Here is a 25287-nt window from a genome sequence, read left to right on the forward strand (position 1 = left end):
AAACATTGTAGTCAGAACTTCTGTTTTTTCTCCTCCACTTTCACGCCCTGAGTGGGCAAACCGGTATCGTAATCACGTACAACCGGCGAATAACCGTCTTCAGGACGCGGGCGGAAAGCGCCCATCCAGCGCGGCTGCGCGTCTTTGCGCCACGGGCGCAGACTCCACTGGTACGTTCGAAACGGATCGCGGATTTTGTCCATATAATCCAGTAGCGCATCGTGCATCGCGTTGCGAACCTCAGTGAAACCGGGGTCATCGATCAGGTTATTTAACTCATCCGCATCGTTTTTCCGGTCATAGAGTTCATCAGTAGTGAACAGGTTAAGCACCAGCTTGTATTCCTCCGTCACCCAGCAGCGCACCGGAATAAACCCGCCAAAGCTGTCGTGTTCAATTTCGTAGCGGTTGAACTCCACCATCACGCCGCGCGGCGAATGCGCGGCCAGAATATTTTCACCCGGCAGAATATCCGGCTTATCCATACCCGCCAGCGCCATCAGGGTCGGCAGCAGATCGATATGGCTGACCGGCGTATCCACCTGGCGGCGCTCGCCCTGTGGCGAACGGATGATCAGCGGTATGCGCGTGATGTCATCGTACATCGCCGCCCCTTTACTGATCAGCCGATGCGCGCCCATCATTTCGCCATGATCGGACGTGTAGATCACCCAGGTATTTTCCCTTTGCTCCGGCGTTAAAGCATTAATGACCCGTCCGATCTGATCGTCAACAAAGTCGTTGCAGGCAAAATAGAGCGGATGATGATAGCGCCCGTCTTCGCCCACCGGCGAGGGCATCGCCTGGGACCACAAGCGATGATGTTCAGGCTTGTTTGCCAGCGTATCGCGCGCTTTCGCCCCCAGTTCGTAATAAAAATCCTGATATTTCTGCAAATACGCTACCGGGCAGGTAAACGGATGGTGCGGTTCGTCGTAGGAGACAACCATCAAAAATGGCTCGTCAGCGCGGGCGGGCTGGTGAAGAAAATCCACCGCCCGGTTGCTGATGCGATACGCCCAGGTAAACGTCTCATCAATGTTGTTGGCCTGTAAATCGTCTATGCTGTTCAGGCCGTTACGCCACAAGGCGATCTCTTTCTCACTCAGTTCCGCCAGGTAATTCGCCCCGTCGTACCAGTAGTCAGCGTCCCATTCCGGCGGGCATTCGCCAGTCCCAAAATAGTCGTGCCCGTCAAGGTGCCATTTCCCGATATAACAGGTGTGGTAGCCCGCATCTTTAAAATAACGCCCCATCGTGGAGATATTTTTCCCCGGCGCGACATTGTTCGTCCACGGTCCGGACTGATTGGCGTAGATGCCGGTAAACAGTCCCGCGCGGGCGGGCGTGCACACCGGCGAACAGGTAAAGGCGGAATTGAAGCGGATACCTTCGGCGGCCAGCTGGTCAATATGATGCGTGTTCAGCGGCTTACCGCTGTAACACCCAACCATATTGGTTGCCTGAGTGTCGGTCATGATGAACAGAAAGTTAGGCCGGGTCATGCGTTTTCCTTAGCGTCAGGGACACAGGTCGCAGCGGCAGAACGGCGGGTCTGCCAACTGCTGTAGATCAAATAAAAAATGACCAGCGCTGTTATGCCGTAACTGAGAATGGTCAGCCAGCGGGTAGAATAACCACCAAACTGCGCGAGGCCGGAATAGACGCCAATCATGGCGGACAGGATGCCAACGGAGGCGATCTTCGCGTTTTTCCACGGTTGCATGTCCACCGCAAACGCGTCCTGAAACCTGAACGGCGTGGCGCGCGGTTTGATCGCGCCGATGATGAGCATGACGAAAACATTGATGCAGAAGGTACAGGCCAGGACATAGAGGAAGTGAAAATCAAACTTCACCAGATAGTTGATGGTGATATAACTGACAATTCCCAGCGCCATCGCCACTTTTGCCGCCAGGGCAGGAATCCGCGGGAAGAAAAAGCCCATGATAATAATCGTCACCAGCGGTACGTTATAGATGCCGTTAAGCTGTTTCATCCAGCTGTAAAGCCCTTCCGGCGCGTTGGCGATCCACGGCGCCACCAGAACGGAAATAATGGCGATGAAAAAGCCGAATTTACGTCCGACGCGCACAAGCTGGTCTGGTTGCGCCTGCGGGTTGATGATGCGGCGATAAATGCCCATGCTGAATAACGTGCTGGCGCTATTAAGAAAACCGTTGAAGGTGCTGATCACCGCACCAAATAATACCGCGCCAAAAAAACCCACCAGCGGAACCGGCAACACATTATTCACCAGCGTCGGGTACGCCATATCCGCTTTAGGTAAATCCTGATACAGGTGAAACGCAATCAATCCCGGCAATACCAGCACCAGCGGGTCGAGCATTTTCAGTACGGCGGTTAATAACGCCCCTTTTTGCCCTTCCGCCAGGCTTTTCGACGCCAGCGTGCGCTGCACAATGCCCTGATTTGTGCACCAGTAAAAAGTGTTTACCAGAATCAGGCCGGTAAACGCCGCGCCAATGGGCAACGGATCGTTCGCCCCGCCAATGGAGTTTAATTTTTCCGCATGCACGGTAGTGAGCTGTTCAATACCCTGTAAAAAACTGCCTTTCCCCATGGCCATTAAGCCAAATATGGGCACTAACAGACCGCCAATCACCAGACCGATACCGTTGATAGAGTCGGCCACCGCCATTGCCCGCAGACCGCCGATAACCGCGTAAATAATCCCCGCCAGCCCGAGTAAAATAACCAACAGCCAGATCGCCGCGCCGTGGGATATTTGCAGCGATTCGCTGATATGAAACAGGCTGTTTAACGCCAGCGCGCCGGAATACAACACGATCGGCAGAAAACAGACGCCAGTCGCAATCAGAAAGCAGAAGTCAATAATAATGCGCGTCGTTTTGTCATAGCGCTCTTCAAGAAAATCAGGAATGGTCGCGATGCCGCGCTGGAGATAACGCGGCAGGAAGATCAGCGCGAGGAAAATTAAGGTAACAGCGGACGTCACTTCCCATCCCATGACCGACATCCCGCTCTTGTACGCCTGGCCAGAAAGGCCCACCAACTGTTCGGTGGACAGGTTGGTCAGCATTAACGACGCGGCGATAACCGGCGCTTTCAGCGAACGCCCCGCCAGAAAATATCCCTGTTGCGAACCGGTATCCGTTTTGCGTACTTTCCACCAGGTGATCGCCGCCACCAACAGCGTAAAGCCGACAAAGCTCAAAATTTGTAGCGTATTCATCTCTTAGCCCTTTTAGTGTTTATGTCCCGGCGCGCTCGGTGTAGGGAAGAGCAATAACAGGCCGGTTCAGGCAGTCAGATTTCTTAAAGTACATACGTCATATCCCTGAACGGATCCTTTTCTGTTATGTTCAGGTTGTGAGCATAATTCTCCGGCGAGAAATTAAAATGAATGGAAATTTGCAAAGTTCGCATGTAAAAAACGAAACGACGTACAATATTCCGCTGTTGATTAATGAAAATGTGATCTCCAGCGGCATTTCATTGATATCGCTGTGGCACACCTTCGCCGATGAACAGTATCGGGTTATTTGGCCACGCGATAAGAAAAAACCGCTAATCGCCAACGCCTGGGTCGCTGTGTATACCGTTCAGGGGTGCGGGAAAATACGCTTAAAAGACGGCGAACAAATTACACTTAATGGCAATTGCATCATTTTTTTAAAACCGACGGATATTCAGTCTTATCATTGTGACGGATTGCTGTGGGAACAATACTGGATGGAGTTTACGCCCACCAGCGTTATGGATATTCCTGTTCGTCAACAAAGCGTTATTTATCAGGGTGAGGATTATAATAATGAACTGGAATATGTCTCACAATTAATCACGTCGCCAGAGCCGATCAAAAATAACCTTGCCGTCGCGTTTCTCACCAAAATAATTTATCAGTGGATTTGTCTTATTGACGCAGAAGGTAAAAAAGATCCGCAACGTCTGCAAATTGAAAAACTTATTGCCACTCTCCATGCCAGTTTGCAACAGCGCTGGAGCGTCGCTGATATGGCGGCAACGCTTCCCTGTAGCGAAGCCTGGCTACGTCGGCTCTTTTTACGCTATACCGGCAAGACGCCGAAGGAATATGTACTGGATGCCCGGCTGGAACTGGCGTTGTCGCTGTTAAAGCAAGAGGGAAATACCGTCGGGCAGGTGGCGGACAGGCTCAACTTTTTTGATTCGTTTCACTTCAGCAAGGCGTTTAAACAGAAATTTGGCTATGCGCCATCGGCAGTGCTGAAACGTAAAAATGAGTATGCCGGATAAGCGCAATTCACAGCGCTATCCGGCAGCCAACGTTATCCTAACCCCCAAAAAATCACCGCCAGCAGTTGCGGCGTGATAATTCGCAGGAACATCACCAGCGGATACACCGTGGCATAAGAGAGCGCCGCCGCGCCGCTGGTGGCATGCAGGTTATTCGCAAACGCCAGCGCGGGCGGATCGGTCATTGAACCGGCCAGCATTCCGCACAGCGTCAGGTAGTTCATTTTGGCGAAAATTCGCGCCAGCAGACCAACGGTAATCAGCGGGATCGCGGTGATAAATATGCCGTAGCCAATCCAGCTTAAGCCTTCGCCCTGGGTCAGGGTATCGATAAAGTCACCGCCTGATTTCAGGCCGACAACCGCCAGGAAAAGCACAATACCCAGTTCCCGCAACGCCAGGTTGGCGCTCGGCGGCATAAACCAGTACAGCTTACCGACGCTGCCGATACGGCCGAGGATCAACGCCATAATCAGCGGCCCACCCGCCAGCCCCAGTTTTAAGGCCACCGGGAAGCCAGGAATGAACAGCGGAATGGAGCCCAGCAATACCCCCAAACCGATACCAATAAATACCGGCAACATCTGTACCTGCTGTAGCTTCTGCTGGGCGTTTCCAACGACATTGGCCACGGCATCGATCGAGGCTGGACGGCCCACCAGATTGAGAATGTCGCCAAACTGCAAGCTGGCATCGCTACTGGCGACCAACTCAACACCTGCGCGGTTGAGTCGGGAGATCACCACATCGTAACGTTCCTTAAAATGCAGATCGCGGATGCGCTTGCCGAGCACTTTTTCGTTAGTCACCACCACCCGCTCAACGCGCAGATCGGTGCCCCGCGTTGAAAGCGAGGTATCCACTTCCTGACCGATAACCAGCTGGGCGTTATGCAGATCGCCGGGCTGCCCAACCAGGTGCAACAGATCGCCAATCTGAATGACGGTGGTCGGCGACGGCACCATTAGCGTCTCCTCACGCTTCAGACGCGAGCAGATAATTTTGTCACTGTTCAGGATGGGCACATCCTGGATCGCCATATTGTTAAGGTTAGGGTTTTCAACGCGGATATTGATGGTCTGTATCAGTGAATGTCCATGAGTGAGCGTCGATTCATGCTGTCGCGCTTCCGCATCGACATTGACGCGGAAAATCAGCCGCATCAGCCACATGGTCAGCAAAATGCCGCAAATACCAAACGGATAAGCCATCGCGTAGCTCATCCCCATCTGATCCACCACCTCCATGGGCGTACCCAGATCGCGCAGAATTTGCTGCCCTGCCCCCAGCGCCGGGGTATTGGTCACCGCGCCAGAAAATATCCCCAGCACCACCGGCAGCGGGATAGCGAAGATTTTATGCAGGATTGCGGTGACCAGGCCGCCCATGATGACTATCAGAATCGCAAACAGGTTGAGGCGTAAGCCTGAAACGCGCAGCGAGGCGAAGAAGCCCGGCCCCACCTGAATGCCAATGGTGTAGACAAAAAGGATCAGGCCAAACTCCTGGATGAAGTGCAGCATATCGCCGCTCAGCGTCACGCCTGCCTGGTCGACAAAGTGTCCGACGATAATCCCGCCGAACAGCACGCCCCCAATGCCGAAGCCGACACCCCGCACCTTGATATTGCCGATCCATAATCCGACAACTGCCACCAACGCCAGAACGCTGACCGTCAATGCTATATCACTCATTTTTATTCCCTGTGAATAACATTTGAATTTATAAGGATTATGACTGAATCGTTCAGGCATATATGCAGACTGGCGCACATTATGATGTTACAAAAAACCGGAAAGGCGCTTAAGACGGGCGTGTTGTACGCTTCACACAAAAAAGCCCCGTCATTTCTGGCGGGGCAATGGCAAGGAGCTATTTTATTAGCTGTTTAACGCGGGACGTTCGCTAATGGCGATACGTTGCGGAGCAAGGGTTTCCGGCACATTGCGGGTTAAATCGATATGCAGCAACCCGTTAACGAAAGTGGCGCCGGAGACTTCCATATTTTCAGCCAGGGTGAAGCTCAGGCTGAACGCCTGGCTGACCAGCCCCTGATGTAACCATTTGGTCTCTTTTTCAGGCTGTACGGGGGTGCCTTTTACCGTTAACCGTGTGCCTTCCAGTTGAATGTCCAGATCTTCCTGACGAAAACCGGCCAGCGCAAGGGTAATGCGGTAGTGGTTATCGTCGCTTTTTTCGATGTTATAGGGCGGGAAGCTCTGGCTTTCACCGGCATTTTGCAACGCGCTGGCCAGTTTGTCGAAACCGATCCATTGACGCAGCAGAGGGGATAAATCGTAGTTACGCATCGTTGTTTCTCCTTCTAAGAAGCGAGTTAAGCTTGCGAATCCGCAGATTCGCCTGTGCTCCCTGACGGCAAGCACTGTTTAACAGGCCGCGCAACGCGGCCCGCGGAATTAGTTGATCTCGATACGGCGCGGTTTGTTCGCTTCCGGAATCACGCGCTCAAGCTCGATATACAGCAGTCCGTTTACCAGATTCGCGCCACGAACATGAATGTTCTCGGCTAACTGGAACTTGCGCTCAAAGTTGCGTTCCGCAATGCCCTGGTAAAGGTAAGTACGTTCTTTTTGCTCATCCGCGTGAGCGCCTTTCACCACCAGCAGGTTATCCTGCGCGGTAATTTCCAGTTCGCTTTCTGCGAAACCGGCAACGGCAATCGCAATGCGGTAGTGGTTTTCGTCTACCAGCTCAACGTTATACGGAGGGTAGCCGCCATTGCTCTGGCTCTGGTTGTTCTCTAGCAGGTTAAACAGGCGGTCAAAACCAATTGCAGAACGGTACAGCGGGGATAAATCAAAGTTACGCATAATCAATAGCTCCTGAAATCAGCGAGAATATATGACCTTCCATCATGGACAGGTCTGGTAGTCAGAACACCCATCAGGCGTGTCCTTCATTCGTCTACAACATCAAAATGGGTCTGATTGCGAACTTTTCAAGCGCGTCCGGCGGACTTTTTTTTTGCAGTTTGGTGTCTATTGCATAGACTGGGTGGGTAAGGCACGTAATGGTAAAGTGCGATAACCGCCACAGAGCGACATGATGAGGATGTTTTTCTGGCAAGGGACAGCTATAACTCATCATGCAAACACCCATAATCAATAGATGAATAAATCATGATAAGAAATGTGTTGTTAACGCTGATGATGTGCAGTGGGATGGTTTTACTGAGTGGTTGCTCCAGCGTAATGTCACATACTGGCGGTAAAGAGGGAACTTACCCAGGCACGCGCGCCAGCGCCGCGATGATTGGCGACGATGAAACCAACTGGGGCACCAAATCGCTGGCGGTTCTGGATATGCCTTTTACCGCGGTAATGGACACGATTCTTTTGCCGTGGGATTTGTTCCGCAAAGACAGCTCGGTCAGGTCGCGCGTTGAAAAAAGCGAGGAGAGCACTCAGGCCACCAATGCCGTGATCCCGCCAGCCAGAATGCCCGTACAATAATTACAGACTGGTTTCTGTCACCCAAAGCTGCCGGAAACCGTCAACGTCTTCCATCCATGCCACCCACTTGCCATCCGGTGAGAACACGACGGCATCCGCAGACGGCGGATTCCCGTGTTGCTGGGTCAGAAACGTCGTCACCCCGTTTTGCGCATCGCAGCAGGCGATGCGGTTATCCAGCACAAATCCCAGCCATTTTCCCGACGGATGCCAGTTAAACGCAGACTGTATGCCCGTAGCATGGCGCGTCAACTGCCGCGGTTCGCCACCCTGCGCCGGAATAAGCCAGAGCTGCACAATCCCTTTATCATCGCGCATCAAAAAGGCAATTTCGCTTCCCTGTGGATTGCTACGTACCCAGTGGCGCGGCACGTTGACCAGCCCCGGGAAACGACGCGAGTGGGTGAACGTCAGGCGACGCTGATTCACGCCGCGCGGCGGCGCGGGCAAGGTTGACGCCGTTCCTTCCAGCGGCGCGTCGCCGGGGGTTTTCCAGCCCGCCTCATCCTGAGGGAGATCGACCAGAAACAGTTCCGGCACCTTTTCGCCCGTCACGGAAAGCGTGTCGCCAATAAACGCCAGCGCAGCGTTGCCCACCCAGCCTTCTTCGTAGGCGCGGTTGATTTCATCGCTACCCGGCTGTGGCGAAGGCGTGGTCTGACTGACCAGCACACACCAGTGGCTGCCGCTGTACTCACGGGGATGCTCTGCGGAAACAGTAACCGGACCATACGGCGTCGCGACGCCAACGTTGCGTAAATCCAGCGCCAGGTCGCGCTCATGAAGCACATGATCGTTATAGGTAAAGCTGACAAATGTCCCGTTCGGGCTAAACACATGGACATGACTGCCGCCACGCAACGCGCCAGGCGTCCAGGGCGCGGTGATGTCCATCGCATCAAGAGTCGACACGCTTCCCGCTTCAGCGATGACTCCGCGACGGTGATGAAAATCGTACTGCCAGTGCGCATCCGGATGCTCCGGTCCGTGAATGAACACATATTTTTCAACCTGCGGATGAACGGTCACGACGCCAACGTGCGCCCCCCGATCGGCACGGTAAATCACCTCCCGCTCAGCGGTATGTATATTGACCCGCTCAATGGTATCTCCCGTAAACGACGCGCCGGACGGGCGAACATCAAAAACCAGCCAGCTGCTGTCCGGCGTCCAGGTATTGATATTGGTCAGCTGATGATGACGCGGCGTAAAGGTGACTTGCTTCATGAGTTAGCCCGTTGCAAAACGATTTTGCTCATCATACTTCACAAGGACTTCACTTTCAGGCTTTAGCGTAGCGTCATCTTTATTTTTGCGGACAGAAAGATGGAACATTTCGACGTTGCGATTATTGGCCTTGGCCCGGCGGGCGCAGCCCTGGCGCGTAAGTTAAGCGGTAAGATGCGGGTCATCGCGCTGGATAAAAAGCGTCAGTGCGAAAACGAAGGCTTTACTAAACCTTGCGGCGGCCTGCTGGCGCCAGATGCACAACGTTCATTTATTCGCGACGGAATGACGCTCCCTGTGGACGTGATCGCTAATCCGCAAATATTCAGCGTTAAGACGGTAGACGTTGACGCAGCCCTCACGCGTAACTACCCGCGCAGTTACATCAACATTAATCGCCATGCCTTTGATTTATGGATGAAGTCGCTGATCCCTGACGATGTGCAGGTTTACCATGACAGCCTGTGCCGTAAAGTCTGGCGGGAAGAGGGCAAATGGCACGTTATTTTTCGCGCCGACGGCTGGGAGCAGCAGATTAGCGCCCGCTATCTGGTCGGTGCCGATGGCGCAAACTCACTGGTACGCCGTGCTCTTTATCCACAACATCGGATTCGCAAATATGTCGCTATCCAGCAGTGGTTTGCGGAAATCCATCCGGTGCCGTTTTATTCCTGCATTTTCGATAACGCCGCCACGGACTGTTATTCCTGGAGCATCAGTAAGGATGGCTATTTTATCTTTGGCGGGGCGTATCCGATGAAGGACGGACAAGCCCGATTTGAAGCATTAAAAGCCAGGATGGAGGCATTTCAGTTCCGCTTCGGCAAACCGGTAAAAAGCGAGAAATGCACGGTTCTGTTCCCGTCGCGCTGGGCGGACTTCGTCTGCGGTAAAGAGAATGCCTTTCTGATTGGCGAAGCGGCAGGATTTATCAGCGCCAGCTCGCTGGAAGGCATCAGCTATGCGCTGGACAGCGCGGAGATCCTTCACGGTATTTTCGGGCAGAAAACAGCGGACAAAAATAGCGCTTACCGAAAAGCGACCCGCAAATTACGCCTTAAGCTGTATGGCAAAATCCTGAAGAGTCGGGTATTAACCTCGGCGATGACCCGTAGGTGGATCATGCAAAGCGGCGTGGCGCATATTCCCGTAACGCAGGATGACCAGCCCACCGTTAACGCTGGTAGGCTGGTAAATACGCCCTAACCGACGCGTTTTACATCCCCCACCAGCAGGATATAAGAAAGGGCGCCCACCAGGGCAACGGCTGAAATATAGACCAGCGCCGGGCCAAAGCCGTAATCCTGCGCCAGGTAACCAATAACCAGCGGTACGGTGATCCCGCCGAGCCCACCGACAAAGTTAAACACGCCGCCGGTCAGGCCGATCAGTCGCATCGGGGCAAGCGATGAAACCAGCGACCAGGTGATAGAGGCAAACCCATTGCCAAAGAAGGCCAGCGCCATCAGAGTCATAATCCAGACCGGATCGTTGGTGTAGTTCGCCCCCATAATACAGGTTGAGATTAACAGGCCGCAGATAATCGGCGTTTTACGCGCCACGCCGAGGGAGAAGCCTTTTTTCACCAGTTTGTCTGCCAGCCAGCCGGAAAGCAGGACACCGAAGAACGCGGCGAGGAAAGGCACCGTCGTCATAAAACCGGCTTTCAGGGCAGTGATGCCTTTTTCCTGCGTCAGGTAGTTCGGAAACCAGGTCAAAAAGAACCACAGCGTCGAGGTTACCGCAAACTGCCCCAGATAGACGCCCACCAGCTTGCGGTGAAACACCAATTTCCAGTCGGCTTTGCTCAGCGGCTGGCGCGCCTCTTTCTTCACCGGCGCGTCGCCGTCCACCAGGCCGCCGCCGTCACGAATATAGTCCAGTTCCGCTTTGCTGATACTTTTGGTCAGGCGCGGCGGCTGGTAGACCTTAAACCAGATCAGCGACCAGATGATGCCAATCCCGCCAGTGACGATAAACACCCAGTGCCAGCTTAGCAGCTCCTGGATCCAGATAAGGAGTGGAGTGAGGAATGCCAGGCCGACAAACTGCCCTGAGGTGTAAAAACCCACAGCGGAAGCGCGTTCATGCTCCGGGAACCAACTGGTCACCATCCGGTTGTTGGTAGGGAAAGCGGGCGCTTCGAAAATCCCGGTAATCGCACGCAGGCCAATCAGCGACAGCAATCCGGTCGCGAATCCCTGGAACAGGGTCGCCACCGACCAGCCGAGAATGGCAATAAAGTAAGTCAGGCGCGACCCCACACGGTCAAGGAACCAGCCGCCAGGGATTTGGCACAGCGTATACAGCCAGGCAAACGCCGAGAAAACATAGCCCATTTCCGCTTTGCTGATGCCAAACTCCTCCTGGATATGCGCTGAAGCCACGGCAAGGTTGGCGCGGTCAACATAGCAAATCACCACGGTAATAAAGATCATAATCAGCGTCACATAACGACGACGCCCGGTTTTTGCAGCAGTAACTGGAATATCCATCGCAATCTGTCTCCAGATTTTGGGCATAGCGAAGCCGCTCACCATGCCCTGTAATTTACAGAGGGTGTGTTTAATTTTTTTAATTAAAAACGTAACCGGAATGCGCGAAGTATGGCGCGTATTACCACTCCGCTACGCTGCCGTCTTCATGACGCCATAAAGGATTACGCCAGTCCGGCGCATTTTTGCTCAGCTCGATGACCTTCGCTTCATCAATTTCTACGCCCAGACCCGGTTTCATTAATGGCCTGAAGAAACCGCCTTCCATGTTGAAGTCTTCTTTATTCTTCACAAAGTCGAGCAGCTCCGCGCCCTGGTTGTAGTGAATACCCATGCTTTGCTCCTGGAACACCGCGTTGCGGGAGACAAAATCCACATGCAGACAGGCCGCCAGTGCGATGGGTCCAAGCGGACAGTGCGGCGCCAGGGCCACATCGTACGCTTCCGCCATCCCGGCAATCTTGTAGCATTCAGTGATGCCGCCCGCGTGGGAGAGATCGGGCTGTAATATCGCAATGCCGCCGGCTTCCAGCACGCGTTTGAATTCAAAGCGCGAGAACATACGTTCACCCGCCGCGATCGGAATGTGCGTCTGTTCTGCCAGTTTCGGATAGTATTCCGCCTGCTCGGCCAGTACCGGCTCCTCAATAAACAGCGGGCGATACGGCTCCAGCTCTTTAATTAGCACTTTTGCCATCGGCGCGCTGACGCGACCGTGGAAGTCCAGGCCAAACTCAATTTCGCTGCCAAAGGCTTCACGGATTTGCGCCACGGTATTGACGGCGCGGTCTATCGCCCGAGAATTGTCGATAACGCCCAGCTCTTCGCAGCCATTGAGTTTGAAGGTGTCAAAACCAATCCCACGCAGCTTATTGATGCCATCAATCACCTCTGCAGGACGGTCGCCGCCGACCCAGCTGTAGGCTTTGATTTTATCCCGCACCAGACCGCCCATCAGTTGCCATACCGGCGCGTTCAGCACTTTCCCTTTGATATCCCATAACGCCTGGTCAATACCGGCGATGGCGCTCATCATGATTGGGCCGCCGCGGTAAAACCCGGCCCGGTACATGACCTGCCACAAATCGTTGATACGCGCTGGATCCTGACCAATCAGGTAATCGCCAAATTCATGGACTGCCGCTTCCACCGTGCGCGCGCGTCCTTCAATGACCGGTTCGCCCCAGCCAACTACGCCTTCATCGGTTTCGATTTTCAGGAACATCCACCGCGGAGGTAAACGGTACGTGGTGATTTTCGTTATCTTCATTTCACTGCCTCTCGATACGCTTTAACAAATGCTGCCGCCTGCTGCGCGGTTCGTTCCACTGACTGACCCGCACGATAGAGATCGCTGCCCAGCCCCGCCCCCACACAGCCTGCGTTTATCCACTGCGTCAGGTTTTCCGGCGTTACGCCGCCCACGGCAAAGACCGGCACGCTGGGGGGTAAGACCGCTTTCAGCGCTTTGATGTAATCCGGGCCAAAGGCCGACGACGGGAAAATTTTGAGAGACTGCGCGCCCGCATCGAGAGCGGTAAAGGCTTCTGTGGCCGTAGCGCATCCCGGGCAGACGGTCATGCCGTAGCCCACCGCGCGGCGAATCACGTCTGGATTGATATTTGGCGTAACAATCAGCCTGCATCCCAACTGTGCGAGCTGGTCTACCTGTTCGGGCTTAAGTACCGTTCCGGCCCCGATCAGCGCCCTGTTACCAAACGCATCGACGACTGTCGAAATGCTTTTTTCCCATTGCGGAGAGTTAAGCGGAATTTCAACCGCATCGAAACCGGCGTCGATGACCGCGCCGACGTGTGCCAGCGCTTCGTCGGGCGTAATGCCGCGCAGAATCGCGATTAGCGGAAGATCAGTTTGCCACTGCATGTGCGATGCTCCTTATGCCTGCCTGAAATGCCGTATCGCCGGCTACCGTCGCCACCTCGCGCCCGACAGCGTGAAATGCCTGCTGATAGCGCGCGGTCAGCGATGAGCCAGCAACAAGGGTGATGGCCTGCTCGCCAAGGATAAAATCGCCCATACTGGCGACTTCCGCGCCAATCAGCAGGCCGGATAAAAATTCGCTGACCTGCTCTCGCGGCAGGCTTCCCAGCACGTGGGAAGCGCGAACTTCAAAGAGTTTTGGCAGAACGTCAGGCGAGGTGAGACCGCGCTCCAGACCGGCGGTGAACGCCTCCGGAGACGGAACCTGATCAGGCAAACCTGCGCCCACCAGCGAATGACGCAGCAGCAGGTGATGCAGTTCTCCTGTCATCACAGTGCGAAAATCGTGGATTTGCTCAGCATCGGTTTGCACCCATTTGCAGTGGGTTCCGGGCATGACATAGACAGCGGAAGGAGAGAGCGTACGAGCGCCCAGCAGTTGGGTTTCTTCGCCACGCATCACGTTATGATTATCCTCGCGCGAAACGCTAAGCCCGGGAATAATCCAGATATTGTCGCCAACAGACGTTACATGCTCGCCAATGGCCGAGAAACTGGCGGGAACCGGTAAATAAGGGGCGATTTTCCAGCCCACGTTACTGCCGATCATTCCCGCCATCACTACCGGCGTAGCGCCGTCGCGCCAGGCATCGGTCACTTCTGCTAACACCGCCTCCGGGGATTTACCGTTCAGACGCGTTACGCCCGCTTCGGATTGCTTGCTCTCCAGGCACTGCTCGCCCTGATATAGCCAGGCGCGCAGATTGGTCGATCCCCAGTCAATTGCGATGTAGCGTGCTGTCATGTGATTTCCTTGAGCCTTCGTGTCGAGCTGGCGATCATGGTTAAGGCCGCCTGCTCTGCCGCATCGCTATCCTGATGCCGTATTGCATCGAATAGCGCCTTATGTTCCTGGAGCGTTTTCGGCATGTTGGCCTCATCGCCCATCCAGGTCCGTTCAAAAACTGCCCGCTGTAGCGAGCTAATCGCCACGCTAAGCTGCTGTAAAACCGGGTTATGTACCGACTGCAACACCGCCTCGTGGTAGCGAATATCCGCTTCATTGAAGGCATCCCGATCCTGGTTGTTGGCGATCATGTCATTGAGCGCCGACTCGATTTCCGCCAGATCGCTTGAGGTCGCGCGTTCCGCTGCCCAGCGTGCTATAGCCGGTTCGACCAGGTTACGCACTTCACTCATTGCGCTAATCAGGCGCGGGTCGTAGTCGTTTTCCAGTACCCATTGCAGGACGTCAGTATCAAGGTAATTCCACTGATTACGTGGCGTAACAAACGCCCCGCGATAACGCTTCATTTCAATAAGGCGTTTCGCCATCAGCGAACGGAACACTTCGCGGATGATGTTGCGTGAGGTTTCAAATTCCTCACACAGCTCCGCTTCTGCCGGAAGCGCTGAACCAGGTACGTACTTACCGCTAACAATCTGTTTGCCCAGCGTGATAACGATGCGATCGGTTTTATTGAGAGTCATGAAAAGTCCTTCTGCTCTGAATGTACCGCTCTACTTTACCGTTACCGCTGAAATTCGCCTCAATTTTGTAGTACTAACGTGACGTCATTCGTCATTGCCATGCGCGCAATGTAGTACAACACCATTGTGTTGTACTACAATTTAGATCACAAAAACGACAATCGGTAATAAAAATGTTATGAGAGAGAAACGAAAGACATAAAAAAACCCGCAATAAATGCGGGTGGGGTTGTTTGCCGAATAACGGCTCGCGTGTTAACGATCAGGCATTAATTCAGCACAAACTTTTCAATTGCGTATGCCACGCCGTCTTCCAGATTAGATTTGGTGACAAAGTTGGCGATCTCTTTCACCGACGGTATAGCGTTGTCCATCGCCACGCCCATACCAGCGTATTCAATCATGGCGATATCATTTTCCTGATCGCCAATCGCCATAATCTCTTCCGGCTTGATCTCCAGCGCATCGGCCAGCGACTTCACGCCGGTGCCTTTATTGACGCGTTTATCCAGGATTTCGAGGAAGTACGGCGCACTTTTCAGTACCGTGTACTTCTCTTTCACCTCTGCCGGAATGCGGGAAATGGCTTTATCGAGGATCGCGGGCTCGTCAATCATCATCACTTTCAGGAACTGGGTTGCCGGGTCCATTTTTTCCGCTTCACAGAACACCAGCGGAATGGTCGCAACGTAGGACTCATGCACGGTGTAATAACTTATGTCACGGTTGGCGGTATATAACGTGTTGCGATCCAGGGCGTGAAAGTGTGAACCCACTTCGCGGGAGAGTTTTTCCAGGTAACGGTAATCGTCGTAGCTTAGCGCTGTTTGCGCAACGGTACTGCCATCGCCTGCTTTCTGCACCAGCGCGCCGTTATACGTGATGCAGTAGTCGCCAGGCTGTTCCATATGGAGTTCTTTCAGGTAGCTGTGCACACCAGCATAGGGACGACCGGTGGTTAACACTACGTTGACCCCCTTTTCCCGGGCAGCGGCAATCGCGTTTTTTACCGCAGGCGAAATGGTGTGATCGGGCAGCAGAAGGGTGCCATCCATATCGATAGCAATGAGTTTGATAGCCATGAATTCCCCGCATTAAATGAGTCCTGACTCATGCTAACGCGATTCCGCTCAAAAAACAGCTATCAAAAGGAGGATTGAAAGGGGAAACGGATTTCCCCTTTTGTGGTCCGATTAAATATCGATGTTCGCCGCTTTCAGGGCGTTTTCTTCGATAAAGGCGCGACGCGGTTCGACGGCATCGCCCATCAGCGTGGTAAACAGCTGGTCGGCGGCAATCGCATCTTTCACGGTAACGCGCAGCATACGACGGCTTTCCGGGTCCATGGTAGTTTCCCACAGCTGTTCCGGGTTCATCTCGCCCAGACCTTTATAACGCTGAATAGCGAGGCCACGACGAGACTCTTTCACCAACCAGTCCAGCGCCTGCTCGAAGCTGGCAACCGGCTGACGACGTTCGCCACGTTCGATAAATGCGTCGTCTTCGATCAGGCCACGCAGTTTCTCGCCCAGCGTGCAGATGCGACGGTATTCCGCACCGGTCACAAACTCGTGATCCAGCGGATAGTCGGTATCCACGCCGTGAGTACGTACCCGGACGATCGGCTCGTAGAGGTTCTGTTCCGCATTGTGCTGAATGTCGAACTTCCACATGCTGCCGTGCTGCTCTTTCTCGTTCAGCTCGGTGATCAGCGCGTTCACCCAACGAGTCACTTTCTGCTCGTCAGAAAGATCGGCTTCCACCAGCGTCGGCTGATAAACCAGCTCTTTCAGCAGTGCTTTCGGGAAACGACGCTCCATACGACCAATCATTTTTTGCGTCGCATTGTACTCAGACACCAGTTTTTCTAACGCTTCACCGGACAGCGCCGGCGCGCTGGCGTTGGCATGCAGCGTCGCACCGTCCAGCGCGATGGAGATCTGGTACTGATCCATCGCTTCATCGTCTTTAATGTACTGTTCCTGCTTGCCTTTCTTCACTTTGTACAGCGGCGGCTGAGCAATGTAGACGTGCCCGCGCTCGACGATTTCCGGCATCTGACGGTAGAAGAAGGTCAACAGCAGCGTACGGATGTGCGAGCCGTCAACGTCCGCATCGGTCATGATGATGATGCTGTGATAGCGCAGTTTGTCCGGGTTGTACTCGTCGCGGCCAATGCCGCAGCCCAGCGCGGTGATAAGCGTGGCCACTTCCTGCGAAGAGAGCATCTTGTCGAAACGCGCTTTCTCGACGTTAAGAATTTTCCCCTTCAGCGGCAGAATCGCCTGGTTCTTGCGGTTACGCCCCTGCTTCGCAGAGCCGCCCGCGGAGTCCCCTTCCACGAGGTACAGTTCGGACAGCGCCGGGTCGCGTTCCTGACAGTCCGCCAGCTTACCCGGCAGACCGGCTAAGTCCAGCGCGCCTTTACGGCGAGTCATTTCACGGGCGCGGCGCGCCGCTTCACGGGCGCGCGCCGCGTCGATAATCTTACCGACAACGATTTTCGCGTCAGACGGATTTTCCAGCAGGTATTCGCTCAGCAGTTCGTTCATCTGCTGTTCCACCGCCGATTTCACCTCAGACGACACCAGCTTGTCTTTGGTCTGGGAGGAGAACTTCGGATCCGGCACTTTCACGGACACCACGGCAATCAGACCTTCACGGGCGTCGTCGCCGGTGGCGCTGACTTTGGCTTTTTTGCTGTAACCTTCTTTATCCATGTAGGCGTTCAGGGTACGGGTCATCGCCGCCCGGAAGCCAGCAAGGTGTGTACCGCCGTCACGCTGTGGAATGTTATTGGTAAAGCAGTAAATGTTTTCCTGGAAACCGTCGTTCCACTGCAATGCCACTTCCACGCCGATACCGTCTTTTTCTGTAGAAAAATAGAAGATATTCGGGTGAATCGGCGTTTTGTTTTTGTTCAGATACTCAACGAACGCCTTGATGCCGCCTTCATAGTGGAAGTGGTCTTCTTTACCGTCGCGCTTGTCTTTCAAGCGAATAGAGACGCCAGAGTTGAGGAAGGACAGCTCACGCAGACGTTTCGCCAGGATCTCGTATTCGAACTCAGTGACGTTGGTGAAGGTTTCCAGGCTTGGCCAGAAACGGACCATCGTACCGGTTTTGTCGGTGTCGCCGGTCACCGCCAGCGGAGCCTGCGGTACGCCGTGCTCATAAATCTGACGGTGGATTTTGTTATCGCGTTGGATAACCAGTTCCAGTTTCTGGGACAGGGCGTTTACCACGGAAACACCAACGCCGTGCAGACCGCCGGACACTTTATAGGAGTTATCATCGAATTTACCGCCTGCGTGCAGGACGGTCATGATCACTTCCGCCGCCGAGACGCCCTCTTCCGGATGGATACCGGTCGGGATGCCACGCCCGTCATCCTGTACGGAAACGGAGTTATCAGCATGGATCGTGACGATAATGTCTTTACAGTGACCCGCGAGCGCTTCGTCGATAGCGTTATCTACCACCTCAAATACCATGTGGTGCAGACCGGTGCCGTCATCCGTGTCGCCGATATACATACCCGGGCGCTTACGCACCGCATCGAGTCCTTTCAGGACTTTGATACTGGAGGAGTCATAAGAATTCGACATCAACGTTTCTCGCTCATTTAATCTTGGGTTAATCCGTTATTTTACCCTTTTCCACGGTAAACATCTTCGAATTTTCATCCGACATGTCCAGAACGTGTTCAGCGCTGATTGCGCTGACGAAGACCTGCGATTGCGTCGCTTTTAAGCGGCTGGCCAGCAGCCCGCGACGCGCATCATCAAGTTCAGAGGCAAAATCATCTATCAGGTACAAACACCGCCGCCCGCTCTCGCGGGTGAGGTATTCGCCTTGCGCCAGACGTAAGGCGCACATTAGCAGCTTAAGCTGCCCACGCGACAAGGTATCTTCCACCGGCGCGCCATCGGCGCGAATGCGAAAATCCGCTTTGTGCGGACCGTGCGCGGTGTAAGTCAACATGCGGTCGCGTTCGAAACCGCGCTCCAGCACCTCGGCATACTCCGTCTCTTTCTCCCAGCCGCGCTGGAAAGAGAACGAGAGCGTGAATTCAGGAAGAAACTGCTGGCAGGTGTCCGCCATATCCTGCGCGATACCGGCGCTGTACGCAGCGCGCCAGGTGCTGATTTGTTCCGCCAGCGGAATGAGTTCTTTATCCCACGGACGCAGTTGTTCGTAACGACTCACCTGGCGCAGCGCGGCGTTACGCTGTTTCAGCAGCCGCTTCAGGTTGCTCCAGGCGGTAAAGAATCCGGTGTCGTTGTGAAAGCATCCCCAATCGAGGAACGCTCTTCTGTATTTGGGGCCGCCATTGAGCAAAGTAAACCCCTCGGGGGTAATCAGTTGCATTGGCATCAGGTGCGCCAGCTCCGCGACCTTGTGACCGTCGGTGCCATCGATGCGCACTTTGCTGTCGCCCTGTTTGTCTTTGGTCAGGCCGATGGCGGTTTCCCGCTCTGCACCCTGCAAACGTCCATGCAGAACAAACGCGTCCTGTTCATGGCGAATCACGCGGCCTGGCTGCAAACTGCGAAACGCCCGGCCATGGCCGAGCGTATAGATGGCTTCGAGCACGCTGGTTTTGCCGCTGCCGTTGGCGCCAACCAGGAAGTTAAAGCCGGGGGATAAAGCGAGATCCGCGCTTTCGATATTGCGGAAGTCTTTGATTAAAAGGCGCGTCAGTGACATATCAGGGTTTCTTCGGGCCAGGGCGTAATCGGCGCAGCCAGTTTCAACGCGGACTGCGCGCAAACCCTGAAGCGTACACGAAGTACGTGACAGGGGCGAGCACAGCCCAGGTTGATAATGGCAAGCAAGATAGCCCGATATTTTTCACTAAAGTCTCATAGGCATGACGACGTATGCCGCGCTTTGTGATGCGGCATCTTCAATCTGTACGCTGGAGACGGAGTCGGTCAGCATAATGCGCACGGTTTCACACTTCAGCGCATTCAGCACATCCAGCACGTAGCTGACGTTAAAGCCGATCTCCATTTCCGTTCCCGGATAAGTCACATCCAGAATTTCTTCTGCTTCTTCCTGTTCCGGGTTATTGGCGGTAATTTTGAGCTGGTTTTCACTCACGTACAGGCGCACGCCGCGGAACTTCTCGTTCGAGAGGATCGCCGCACGGGCAAACGCCTGCTTAAGAATATCGCAGCCGGCTTCCAGATGTTTATCCGGATTTTTCGGCAACACGCGACGGTAGTCCGGGAAGCGGCCATCCACCAGCTTGGACGTAAAGATAAAGTCGCCCACATGAGCGCGGATGTTGTTGCTGCCGATCTGCACATGCAGCGGGTTTTCGCCGCCGTCGAGCATACGCATCAGTTCAATCACGCCTTTACGCGGCACGATCACTGAATGACTCGGCAGCGACTGGCCGATCGGCATGGAGCAGACCGCCAGACGGTGACCATCGGTCGCCACCGTACGCAGCTCTTCACCTTCCGTTTCGAACAGCATACCGTTTAAATAGTAACGCACATCCTGATGCGCCATGGAGAATTGCGTGGCCTCAATCAGACGTTTCATCGTCGCCTGCGGCAACGTGAATTCGACCTCGCTCTGCCAGTCGTCCAGATTCGGGAAGTCGGCGGCAGGCAGGGTGGAAAGCGAAAATCGGCTGCGACCAGAGCGCACCAGCATGCGATCGCCTTCCAGTTGAACGGCGATTTCAGCGCCTTCCGGCAGGCCACGGCAAATATCAAAGAATTTGCGTGCCGGGACAGTGGTCGCGCCAGGCTCATGCGGTTGAATCAACGCAACGCGCGCCACCATTTCCATTTCAAGATCGGTACCGGTCAGCGAAAGCGTACCGTCAGCCACCTGCAGCAACAGGTTACCGAGAATCGGCAGCGTAGGACGACCACCCAGCGGGCCGCTGACCTGCTGAAGCGGTTTTAATAAATGTTCACGTTCAACGGTAAATTTCATAGCGTCACGAAGATAATGTTCTGATTAAATTGGAGAAATCTTCTTTAATATCATGGCTTTCTTCACGCAACTGCTCAATCTTGCGGCAGGCGTGGAGTACGGTGGTGTGGTCACGCCCGCCAAACGCGTCGCCAATTTCCGGCAGACTGTGGTTGGTAAGCTCTTTGGCCAGCGCCATCGCCATCTGACGCGGACGCGCTACCGAGCGAGAACGACGCTTGGACAGCAGATCCGCAATCTTGATTTTGTAATACTCCGCCACTGTCTTCTGAATATTGTCGATAGTGACCAGTTTTTCCTGCAACGCCAGCAGATCGCGCAGCGCTTCGCGAACGAAGTCGATGGTGATCGCCCGACCGGTAAAGTTGGCGTTAGCAATCACGCGGTTCAGCGCCCCTTCCAGCTCACGCACGTTAGAGCGCAGTCGCTTGGCGATAAAGAACGCCACTTCGCCAGGCAGACGAATGTCGTTTTCATCAGCCTTTTTCATCAGGATCGCCACGCGGGTTTCCAGTTCAGGTGGTTCGATCGCCACCGTCAACCCCCAACCAAAGCGGGATTTCAAACGATCCTCGACGCCGTTGATCTCTTTAGGATAACGATCCGACGTCAAAATGATCTGCTGATTACCTTCGAGCAAGGCGTTAAAGGTGTGGAAAAATTCTTCCTGGGATCGTTCTTTATTGGCAAAGAACTGAATGTCATCGATCAGCAGCGCGTCAACGGAACGGTAGTAGCGTTTGAACTCTTCGATCGCGTTGTTTTGCAGGGCCTTCACCATGTCCTGCACAAAGCGTTCGGAGTGCATATACACGACTTTCGCGTTGGGCTTGCGCGCCATAATACCGTTTCCTACCGCGTGCAACAGGTGGGTTTTCCCCAGACCGGTGCCGCCATACAGGAATAACGGGTTATAGGCGCCGCCAGGGTTGTCCGCCACCTGACGCGCCGCCGCGCGCGCCAGCTGGTTAGATTTACCTTCGACGAAGTTATCAAACGTGTGTTTCACGTTAACGTTAGAACGGTAGGTAGGCTCAGCGGGGGCCGGTACGTTGTCCCAGCCGGGACGCGCCGCCGCGGGTTCCTGACGCTGTGGTTGTACCTGAGCCACCTGAGCGGGCGCGGCAACATTGTTATTGACCGGCGTCTTCAGCGTCTGGGTGACCGGCTTCGTCCCGACCTCAAAGCGTAGCTGCGGGGCGTCAGCGCCGCAAAAATTATTCAGCAGCCCATTGATATTATTGAGATACTTGTCTCTTACCCAATCGAGCACAAAACGGTTTGGCGCATACAAAGCCAGCGTGTTATCGCTCAGTTCCGCCTGCAACGGGCGTATCCACATACTGAATTCTGTGGCTGGTAACTCATCCTGCAATCGGGCAAGACACTGCTGCCAAAGCGAAAGTGACACGGCGGACTCCACTCGAACAAAAGTCGATAAATGACAAAGGCTGAAACATTCATGATTGTTGACGCACATCGACAAGACCCTATGCAAAGGGTGACGTGCGAATTGCTATCTGCAATTTTACCCGATCAGGATCTCTGGAAACGATCGGGACCGCGGATCATAGCGTAAACTGAGAAAGAGATCTTCTGTTTCTCACAGATTCTTCCCGATTTATCCACAGGTCTTCACAAGACGGGGTAAGTGTAAACGATCCTGGAGAGGATCAGGGCGATTTCGCGCCCATATCGGAAAATTTAATGAGTAAAGACGGTTTACGCCTTAAACGATCTAATAAAGATCCCGGGCGATCCTTGCGCTTTACCCACCAGTCCGTATAATTCTCCACCCGTCGCGCGATGCCTGTGAAACGGCGTCAACGCTGTCTGTTTTTCGTGCGAAAAGGTGCGGAAAAAGGCAGGGATTTAAGGAAAGAGAATTGACTCCGGAGTGTACAATTATTACAATCCGGCCTCTTTAATCACCCACACTGTGGCGTAAGTCGTTCGAAACTCGTTCGGGTATACGCAAAAGTCAGTGAATTTATTCAAGTTTAGGTAGAAATCGCCATGAAACGCACTTTTCAACCGTCTGTACTGAAGCGCAACCGTTCTCACGGCTTCCGTGCTCGTATGGCTACTAAAAATGGTCGTCAGGTTCTGGCACGTCGTCGTGCTAAAGGCCGCGCTCGTCTGACCGTTTCCAAGTAATAAAGCTAACCCCTGAGTGGTTAAGCTCGCATTTCCCAGGGAGTTACGTTTGTTAACTCCCAATCATTTCACATTCGTCTTCCAGCAGCCACAACGGGCTGGCACGCCGCAAATCACCATCCTCGGCCGCCTGAATTCGCTGGGGCATCCCCGTATCGGTCTTACCGTCGCCAAGAAAAACGTTCGACGCGCCCATGAACGCAATCGGATTAAACGTCTGACGCGTGAAAGCTTTCGTCTGCGTCAGCACGAACTTCCTGCAATGGACTTCGTGGTGGTGGCGAAAAAGGGGGTTGCCGACCTCGATAACCGTGCTCTCTCGGAAGCGTTGGAAAAATTATGGCGCCGCCACTGTCGCCTGGCTCGCGGGTCCTGATAGCCCTTATTCGGGTCTATCAACGCCTGATCAGTCCGCTGCTTGGGCCGCACTGTCGTTTCACGCCAACCTGTTCAAGCTACGGAATTGAGGCATTGCGCAGGTTTGGAGTGATAAAAGGCAGTTGGTTGACGGTGAAACGCGTATTAAAATGCCACCCTTTACACCCTGGTGGTGACGATCCCGTCCCGCCCGGACCATTTGATACCAGAGAACACTAACGATGGATTCGCAACGCAATCTTCTTATCATCGCTTTGCTGTTCGTGTCTTTCATGATCTGGCAAGCCTGGGAGCAGGATAAAAATCCGCAACCCCAGACCCAACAGACCACGCAGACAACGACCACCGCAGCGGGTAGCGCCGCCGACCAGGGCGTACCGGCCAGTGGCCAGGGGAAACTGATTACGGTTAAGACTGACGTGCTTGATCTGACCATTAACACCCGTGGTGGTGATGTGGAACAGGCCCTGCTGCCCGCTTACCCGAAAGAGCTCGGTTCCAGCGAACCATTCCAACTGCTGGAAACTACCCCACAGTTTATCTATCAGGCCCAGAGTGGTTTGACCGGTCGCGACGGCCCGGATAACCCGGCTAACGGTCCGCGTCCGCTGTACAACGTTGAAAAAGACGCGTTTGTACTGGCCGACGGTCAAAACGAATTGCAGATCCCGATGACCTATACCGACGCCGCAGGCAACACGTTTACGAAAACGTTCGTCCTGAAACGTGGCGACTATGCGGTCAACGTCAACTACAGCGTGCAGAACGCCGGCGAGAAACCGCTGGAGATCTCCACCTTTGGTCAGTTGAAGCAATCCATCAATCTGCCGTCTCATCGTGACACCGGAAGCAGCAACTTTGCGCTGCATACTTTCCGTGGCGCGGCGTACTCCACGCCGGATGAGAAGTATGAGAAATACAAATTCGACACCATTGCTGAAAACGAAAACCTGAACGTCAACGCTAAAGACGGTTGGGTCGCAATGTTGCAACAGTATTTCGCAACGGCATGGGTTCCTCGTAATGACGGCACCAACAACTTCTATACCGCGAATCTGGGCAACGGCGTAGCGGCTATCGGCTATAAATCTCAGCCGGTACTGGTACAGCCTGGTCAGACTGGCGCGATGACCAGCACTCTGTGGGTTGGCCCGGAAATTCAGGACAAAATGGCGGCCGTTGCACCGCACCTGGATCTGACCGTGGATTACGGTTGGTTGTGGTTCATCTCTCAACCGCTGTTCAAACTGCTGAAGTGGATCCACAGCTTCGTGGGTAACTGGGGCTTCTCGATCATCATCATCACCTTTATCGTTCGTGGCATCATGTACCCGCTGACCAAAGCGCAGTACACCTCCATGGCGAAGATGCGTATGCTGCAGCCGAAGATTCAGGCCATGCGTGAGCGTCTGGGCGACGACAAACAGCGTCAGAGCCAGGAGATGATGGCGCTGTACAAAGCAGAGAAGGTTAACCCGCTGGGCGGCTGCTTCCCGCTGCTGATCCAGATGCCTATCTTCCTGGCGTTGTACTACATGTTGATGGGTTCCGTGGAGCTGCGTCACGCGCCGTTCGCGCTGTGGATCCATGACCTGTCCGCACAGGACCCGTACTACATCCTGCCGATCCTGATGGGCGTGACGATGTTCTTCATCCAGAAGATGTCGCCGACCACCGTGACCGACCCGATGCAGCAGAAGATCATGACCTTTATGCCGGTCATCTTCACCGTGTTCTTCCTGTGGTTCCCGTCAGGTCTGGTGCTGTACTATATCGTCAGCAACCTGGTGACCATCATCCAGCAGCAGCTGATTTATCGCGGGCTGGAAAAACGTGGTCTGCATAGCCGCGAGAAGAAGTCTTAATTCGGCGTCAGGCCGGGTAAGGCGAAGCCGCCATCCGGCACA

The 25287-nt window shown here is 54.2% G+C and carries 24 protein-coding genes and 1 other annotated feature; of the genes, 8 read left to right on the forward strand and 16 right to left on the reverse strand.

Annotation, left to right across the window (positions count from 1 at the left end; all coding sequences use genetic code 11):
• Window positions 1-11: 11 nt before the first annotated feature.
• Complete coding sequence (locus tag OOJ60_RS21090; RefSeq protein WP_205613138.1) at window positions 12-1505, reverse strand: sulfatase-like hydrolase/transferase; 1494 nt, start codon at window positions 1503-1505, stop codon at window positions 12-14.
• The gene (locus OOJ60_RS21095) at window positions 1502-3217 is read right to left on the reverse strand and encodes a solute:sodium symporter family transporter (protein ID WP_200035975.1); all 1716 of its coding nucleotides are present in this window, start codon (window positions 3215-3217) and stop codon (window positions 1502-1504) included. Before OOJ60_RS21095 ends, OOJ60_RS21090 begins: the two co-directional genes overlap by 4 nt.
• Before the next feature lie 167 nt (window positions 3218-3384).
• Here OOJ60_RS21095 and OOJ60_RS21100 point away from each other — a divergent pair, with 167 nt between their 5' ends.
• Window positions 3385-4260, forward strand: a complete 876-nt coding sequence (locus OOJ60_RS21100; RefSeq protein WP_060569971.1) for a helix-turn-helix transcriptional regulator — start codon at window positions 3385-3387, stop codon at window positions 4258-4260.
• 32 nt (window positions 4261-4292) lie between these two features.
• On the opposite strand, the gene OOJ60_RS21105 is transcribed toward OOJ60_RS21100, so the two are convergent.
• The 3 genes from OOJ60_RS21105 to ibpA form a co-directional block, all read right to left on the reverse strand.
• Window positions 4293-5954, reverse strand: coding sequence for a putative transporter (locus tag OOJ60_RS21105; protein WP_042287210.1), 1662 nt, complete (start codon window positions 5952-5954; stop codon window positions 4293-4295).
• 186 nt (window positions 5955-6140) lie between these two features.
• Window positions 6141-6569 carry a small heat shock chaperone IbpB gene (gene ibpB / locus OOJ60_RS21110; protein ID WP_042287214.1) on the reverse strand — a complete coding sequence of 143 codons (429 nt, stop codon included), beginning with the start codon at window positions 6567-6569 and terminating at the stop codon, window positions 6141-6143.
• 108 nt (window positions 6570-6677) lie between these two features.
• Entirely contained in the window at window positions 6678-7091 is a 414-nt protein-coding gene (gene ibpA / locus OOJ60_RS21115; RefSeq protein ID WP_001532742.1) for a small heat shock chaperone IbpA, read from the reverse strand.
• Window positions 7085-7157, reverse strand: a sequence feature (ROSE (Repression Of Heat Shock gene Expression) occurs in the 5'-region of heat shock genes and acts as an RNA thermometer to modulate expression.). (Overlaps the previous gene by 7 nt.)
• A 243-nt stretch (window positions 7158-7400) precedes the next feature.
• On the opposite strand from ibpA, the gene OOJ60_RS21120 reads away from it, so the two are divergent.
• On the forward strand, window positions 7401-7733 hold the full coding sequence (locus OOJ60_RS21120) for a YceK/YidQ family lipoprotein (RefSeq protein ID WP_060569970.1): 333 nt from the start codon (window positions 7401-7403) through the stop codon (window positions 7731-7733).
• Here OOJ60_RS21120 and OOJ60_RS21125 read toward each other — a convergent pair whose 3' ends face one another.
• Window positions 7734-8960 (reverse strand): DUF3748 domain-containing protein, encoded by a 1227-nt coding sequence (locus OOJ60_RS21125; protein ID WP_205613139.1) that lies wholly within the window; start codon window positions 8958-8960, stop codon window positions 7734-7736.
• A gap of 99 nt (window positions 8961-9059) precedes the next feature.
• Here OOJ60_RS21125 and cbrA point away from each other — a divergent pair, with 99 nt between their 5' ends.
• Window positions 9060-10166 (forward strand): colicin M resistance lipid reductase CbrA, encoded by a 1107-nt coding sequence (gene cbrA / locus OOJ60_RS21130; RefSeq protein ID WP_205613140.1) that lies wholly within the window; start codon window positions 9060-9062, stop codon window positions 10164-10166.
• On the opposite strand, the gene OOJ60_RS21135 is transcribed toward cbrA, so the two are convergent.
• The 10 genes from OOJ60_RS21135 to dnaA form a co-directional block, all read right to left on the reverse strand.
• Window positions 10163-11500 carry an MFS transporter gene (locus OOJ60_RS21135; protein ID WP_060569967.1) on the reverse strand — a complete coding sequence of 446 codons (1338 nt, stop codon included), beginning with the start codon at window positions 11498-11500 and terminating at the stop codon, window positions 10163-10165. The genes cbrA and OOJ60_RS21135 overlap by 4 nt on opposite strands.
• A 76-nt stretch (window positions 11501-11576) precedes the next feature.
• The gene (dgoD, locus tag OOJ60_RS21140; protein ID WP_042287229.1) at window positions 11577-12725 is read right to left on the reverse strand and encodes a galactonate dehydratase; all 1149 of its coding nucleotides are present in this window, start codon (window positions 12723-12725) and stop codon (window positions 11577-11579) included.
• On the reverse strand, window positions 12722-13339 hold the full coding sequence (locus tag OOJ60_RS21145) for a 2-dehydro-3-deoxy-6-phosphogalactonate aldolase (RefSeq protein WP_205613141.1): 618 nt from the start codon (window positions 13337-13339) through the stop codon (window positions 12722-12724). Before OOJ60_RS21145 ends, dgoD begins: the two co-directional genes overlap by 4 nt.
• Window positions 13323-14201, reverse strand: a complete 879-nt coding sequence (locus OOJ60_RS21150; protein ID WP_205613142.1) for a 2-dehydro-3-deoxygalactonokinase — start codon at window positions 14199-14201, stop codon at window positions 13323-13325. The genes OOJ60_RS21145 and OOJ60_RS21150 overlap by 17 nt, the downstream gene beginning before the upstream one ends.
• Window positions 14198-14887, reverse strand: coding sequence for a D-galactonate utilization transcriptional regulator DgoR (gene dgoR, locus OOJ60_RS21155; protein WP_042287238.1), 690 nt, complete (start codon window positions 14885-14887; stop codon window positions 14198-14200). The genes OOJ60_RS21150 and dgoR overlap by 4 nt, the downstream gene beginning before the upstream one ends.
• Before the next feature lie 269 nt (window positions 14888-15156).
• Complete coding sequence (gene yidA / locus OOJ60_RS21160; RefSeq protein ID WP_060569964.1) at window positions 15157-15969, reverse strand: sugar-phosphatase; 813 nt, start codon at window positions 15967-15969, stop codon at window positions 15157-15159.
• 111 nt (window positions 15970-16080) lie between these two features.
• The gene (gene gyrB / locus OOJ60_RS21165) at window positions 16081-18495 is read right to left on the reverse strand and encodes a DNA topoisomerase (ATP-hydrolyzing) subunit B (protein WP_042287244.1); all 2415 of its coding nucleotides are present in this window, start codon (window positions 18493-18495) and stop codon (window positions 16081-16083) included.
• A 28-nt stretch (window positions 18496-18523) separates the two neighbouring features.
• A complete protein-coding gene (recF, locus tag OOJ60_RS21170) occupies window positions 18524-19597 on the reverse strand; it encodes a DNA replication/repair protein RecF (protein ID WP_042287247.1) in 1074 nt (357 codons plus the stop codon).
• A 147-nt stretch (window positions 19598-19744) separates the two neighbouring features.
• Window positions 19745-20845 carry a DNA polymerase III subunit beta gene (gene dnaN / locus OOJ60_RS21175; RefSeq protein WP_042287249.1) on the reverse strand — a complete coding sequence of 367 codons (1101 nt, stop codon included), beginning with the start codon at window positions 20843-20845 and terminating at the stop codon, window positions 19745-19747.
• A 4-nt stretch (window positions 20846-20849) separates the two neighbouring features.
• Window positions 20850-22256 carry a chromosomal replication initiator protein DnaA gene (gene dnaA / locus OOJ60_RS21180; protein ID WP_060569962.1) on the reverse strand — a complete coding sequence of 469 codons (1407 nt, stop codon included), beginning with the start codon at window positions 22254-22256 and terminating at the stop codon, window positions 20850-20852.
• A 296-nt stretch (window positions 22257-22552) separates the two neighbouring features.
• On the opposite strand from dnaA, the gene OOJ60_RS24905 reads away from it, so the two are divergent.
• The 5 genes from OOJ60_RS24905 to yidC all read left to right on the forward strand — a co-directional run bounded on the left by OOJ60_RS24905 (window position 22553) and on the right by yidC (window position 25245).
• Window positions 22553-22633, forward strand: coding sequence for a hypothetical protein (locus OOJ60_RS24905; RefSeq protein ID WP_420245489.1), 81 nt, complete (start codon window positions 22553-22555; stop codon window positions 22631-22633).
• 228 nt (window positions 22634-22861) lie between these two features.
• Window positions 22862-23002, forward strand: a complete 141-nt coding sequence (rpmH, locus tag OOJ60_RS21185; RefSeq protein ID WP_000831330.1) for a 50S ribosomal protein L34 — start codon at window positions 22862-22864, stop codon at window positions 23000-23002.
• A 16-nt stretch (window positions 23003-23018) separates the two neighbouring features.
• Window positions 23019-23378: a ribonuclease P protein component gene (gene rnpA / locus OOJ60_RS21190; protein WP_042287256.1), complete on the forward strand. Its 360-nt coding sequence runs from the start codon at window positions 23019-23021 to the stop codon at window positions 23376-23378.
• Window positions 23342-23599 carry a membrane protein insertion efficiency factor YidD gene (gene yidD, locus OOJ60_RS21195; RefSeq protein WP_001307474.1) on the forward strand — a complete coding sequence of 86 codons (258 nt, stop codon included), beginning with the start codon at window positions 23342-23344 and terminating at the stop codon, window positions 23597-23599. The genes rnpA and yidD overlap by 37 nt, the downstream gene beginning before the upstream one ends.
• A 2-nt stretch (window positions 23600-23601) precedes the next feature.
• On the forward strand, window positions 23602-25245 hold the full coding sequence (yidC, locus tag OOJ60_RS21200; protein ID WP_181822286.1) for a membrane protein insertase YidC: 1644 nt from the start codon (window positions 23602-23604) through the stop codon (window positions 25243-25245).
• Window positions 25246-25287 lie beyond the last annotated feature (42 nt).

The sequence above is a fragment of the Citrobacter sp. R4 genome (assembly GCF_026719175.1).
GTDB lineage: Bacteria > Pseudomonadota > Gammaproteobacteria > Enterobacterales > Enterobacteriaceae > Citrobacter_A > Citrobacter_A sedlakii.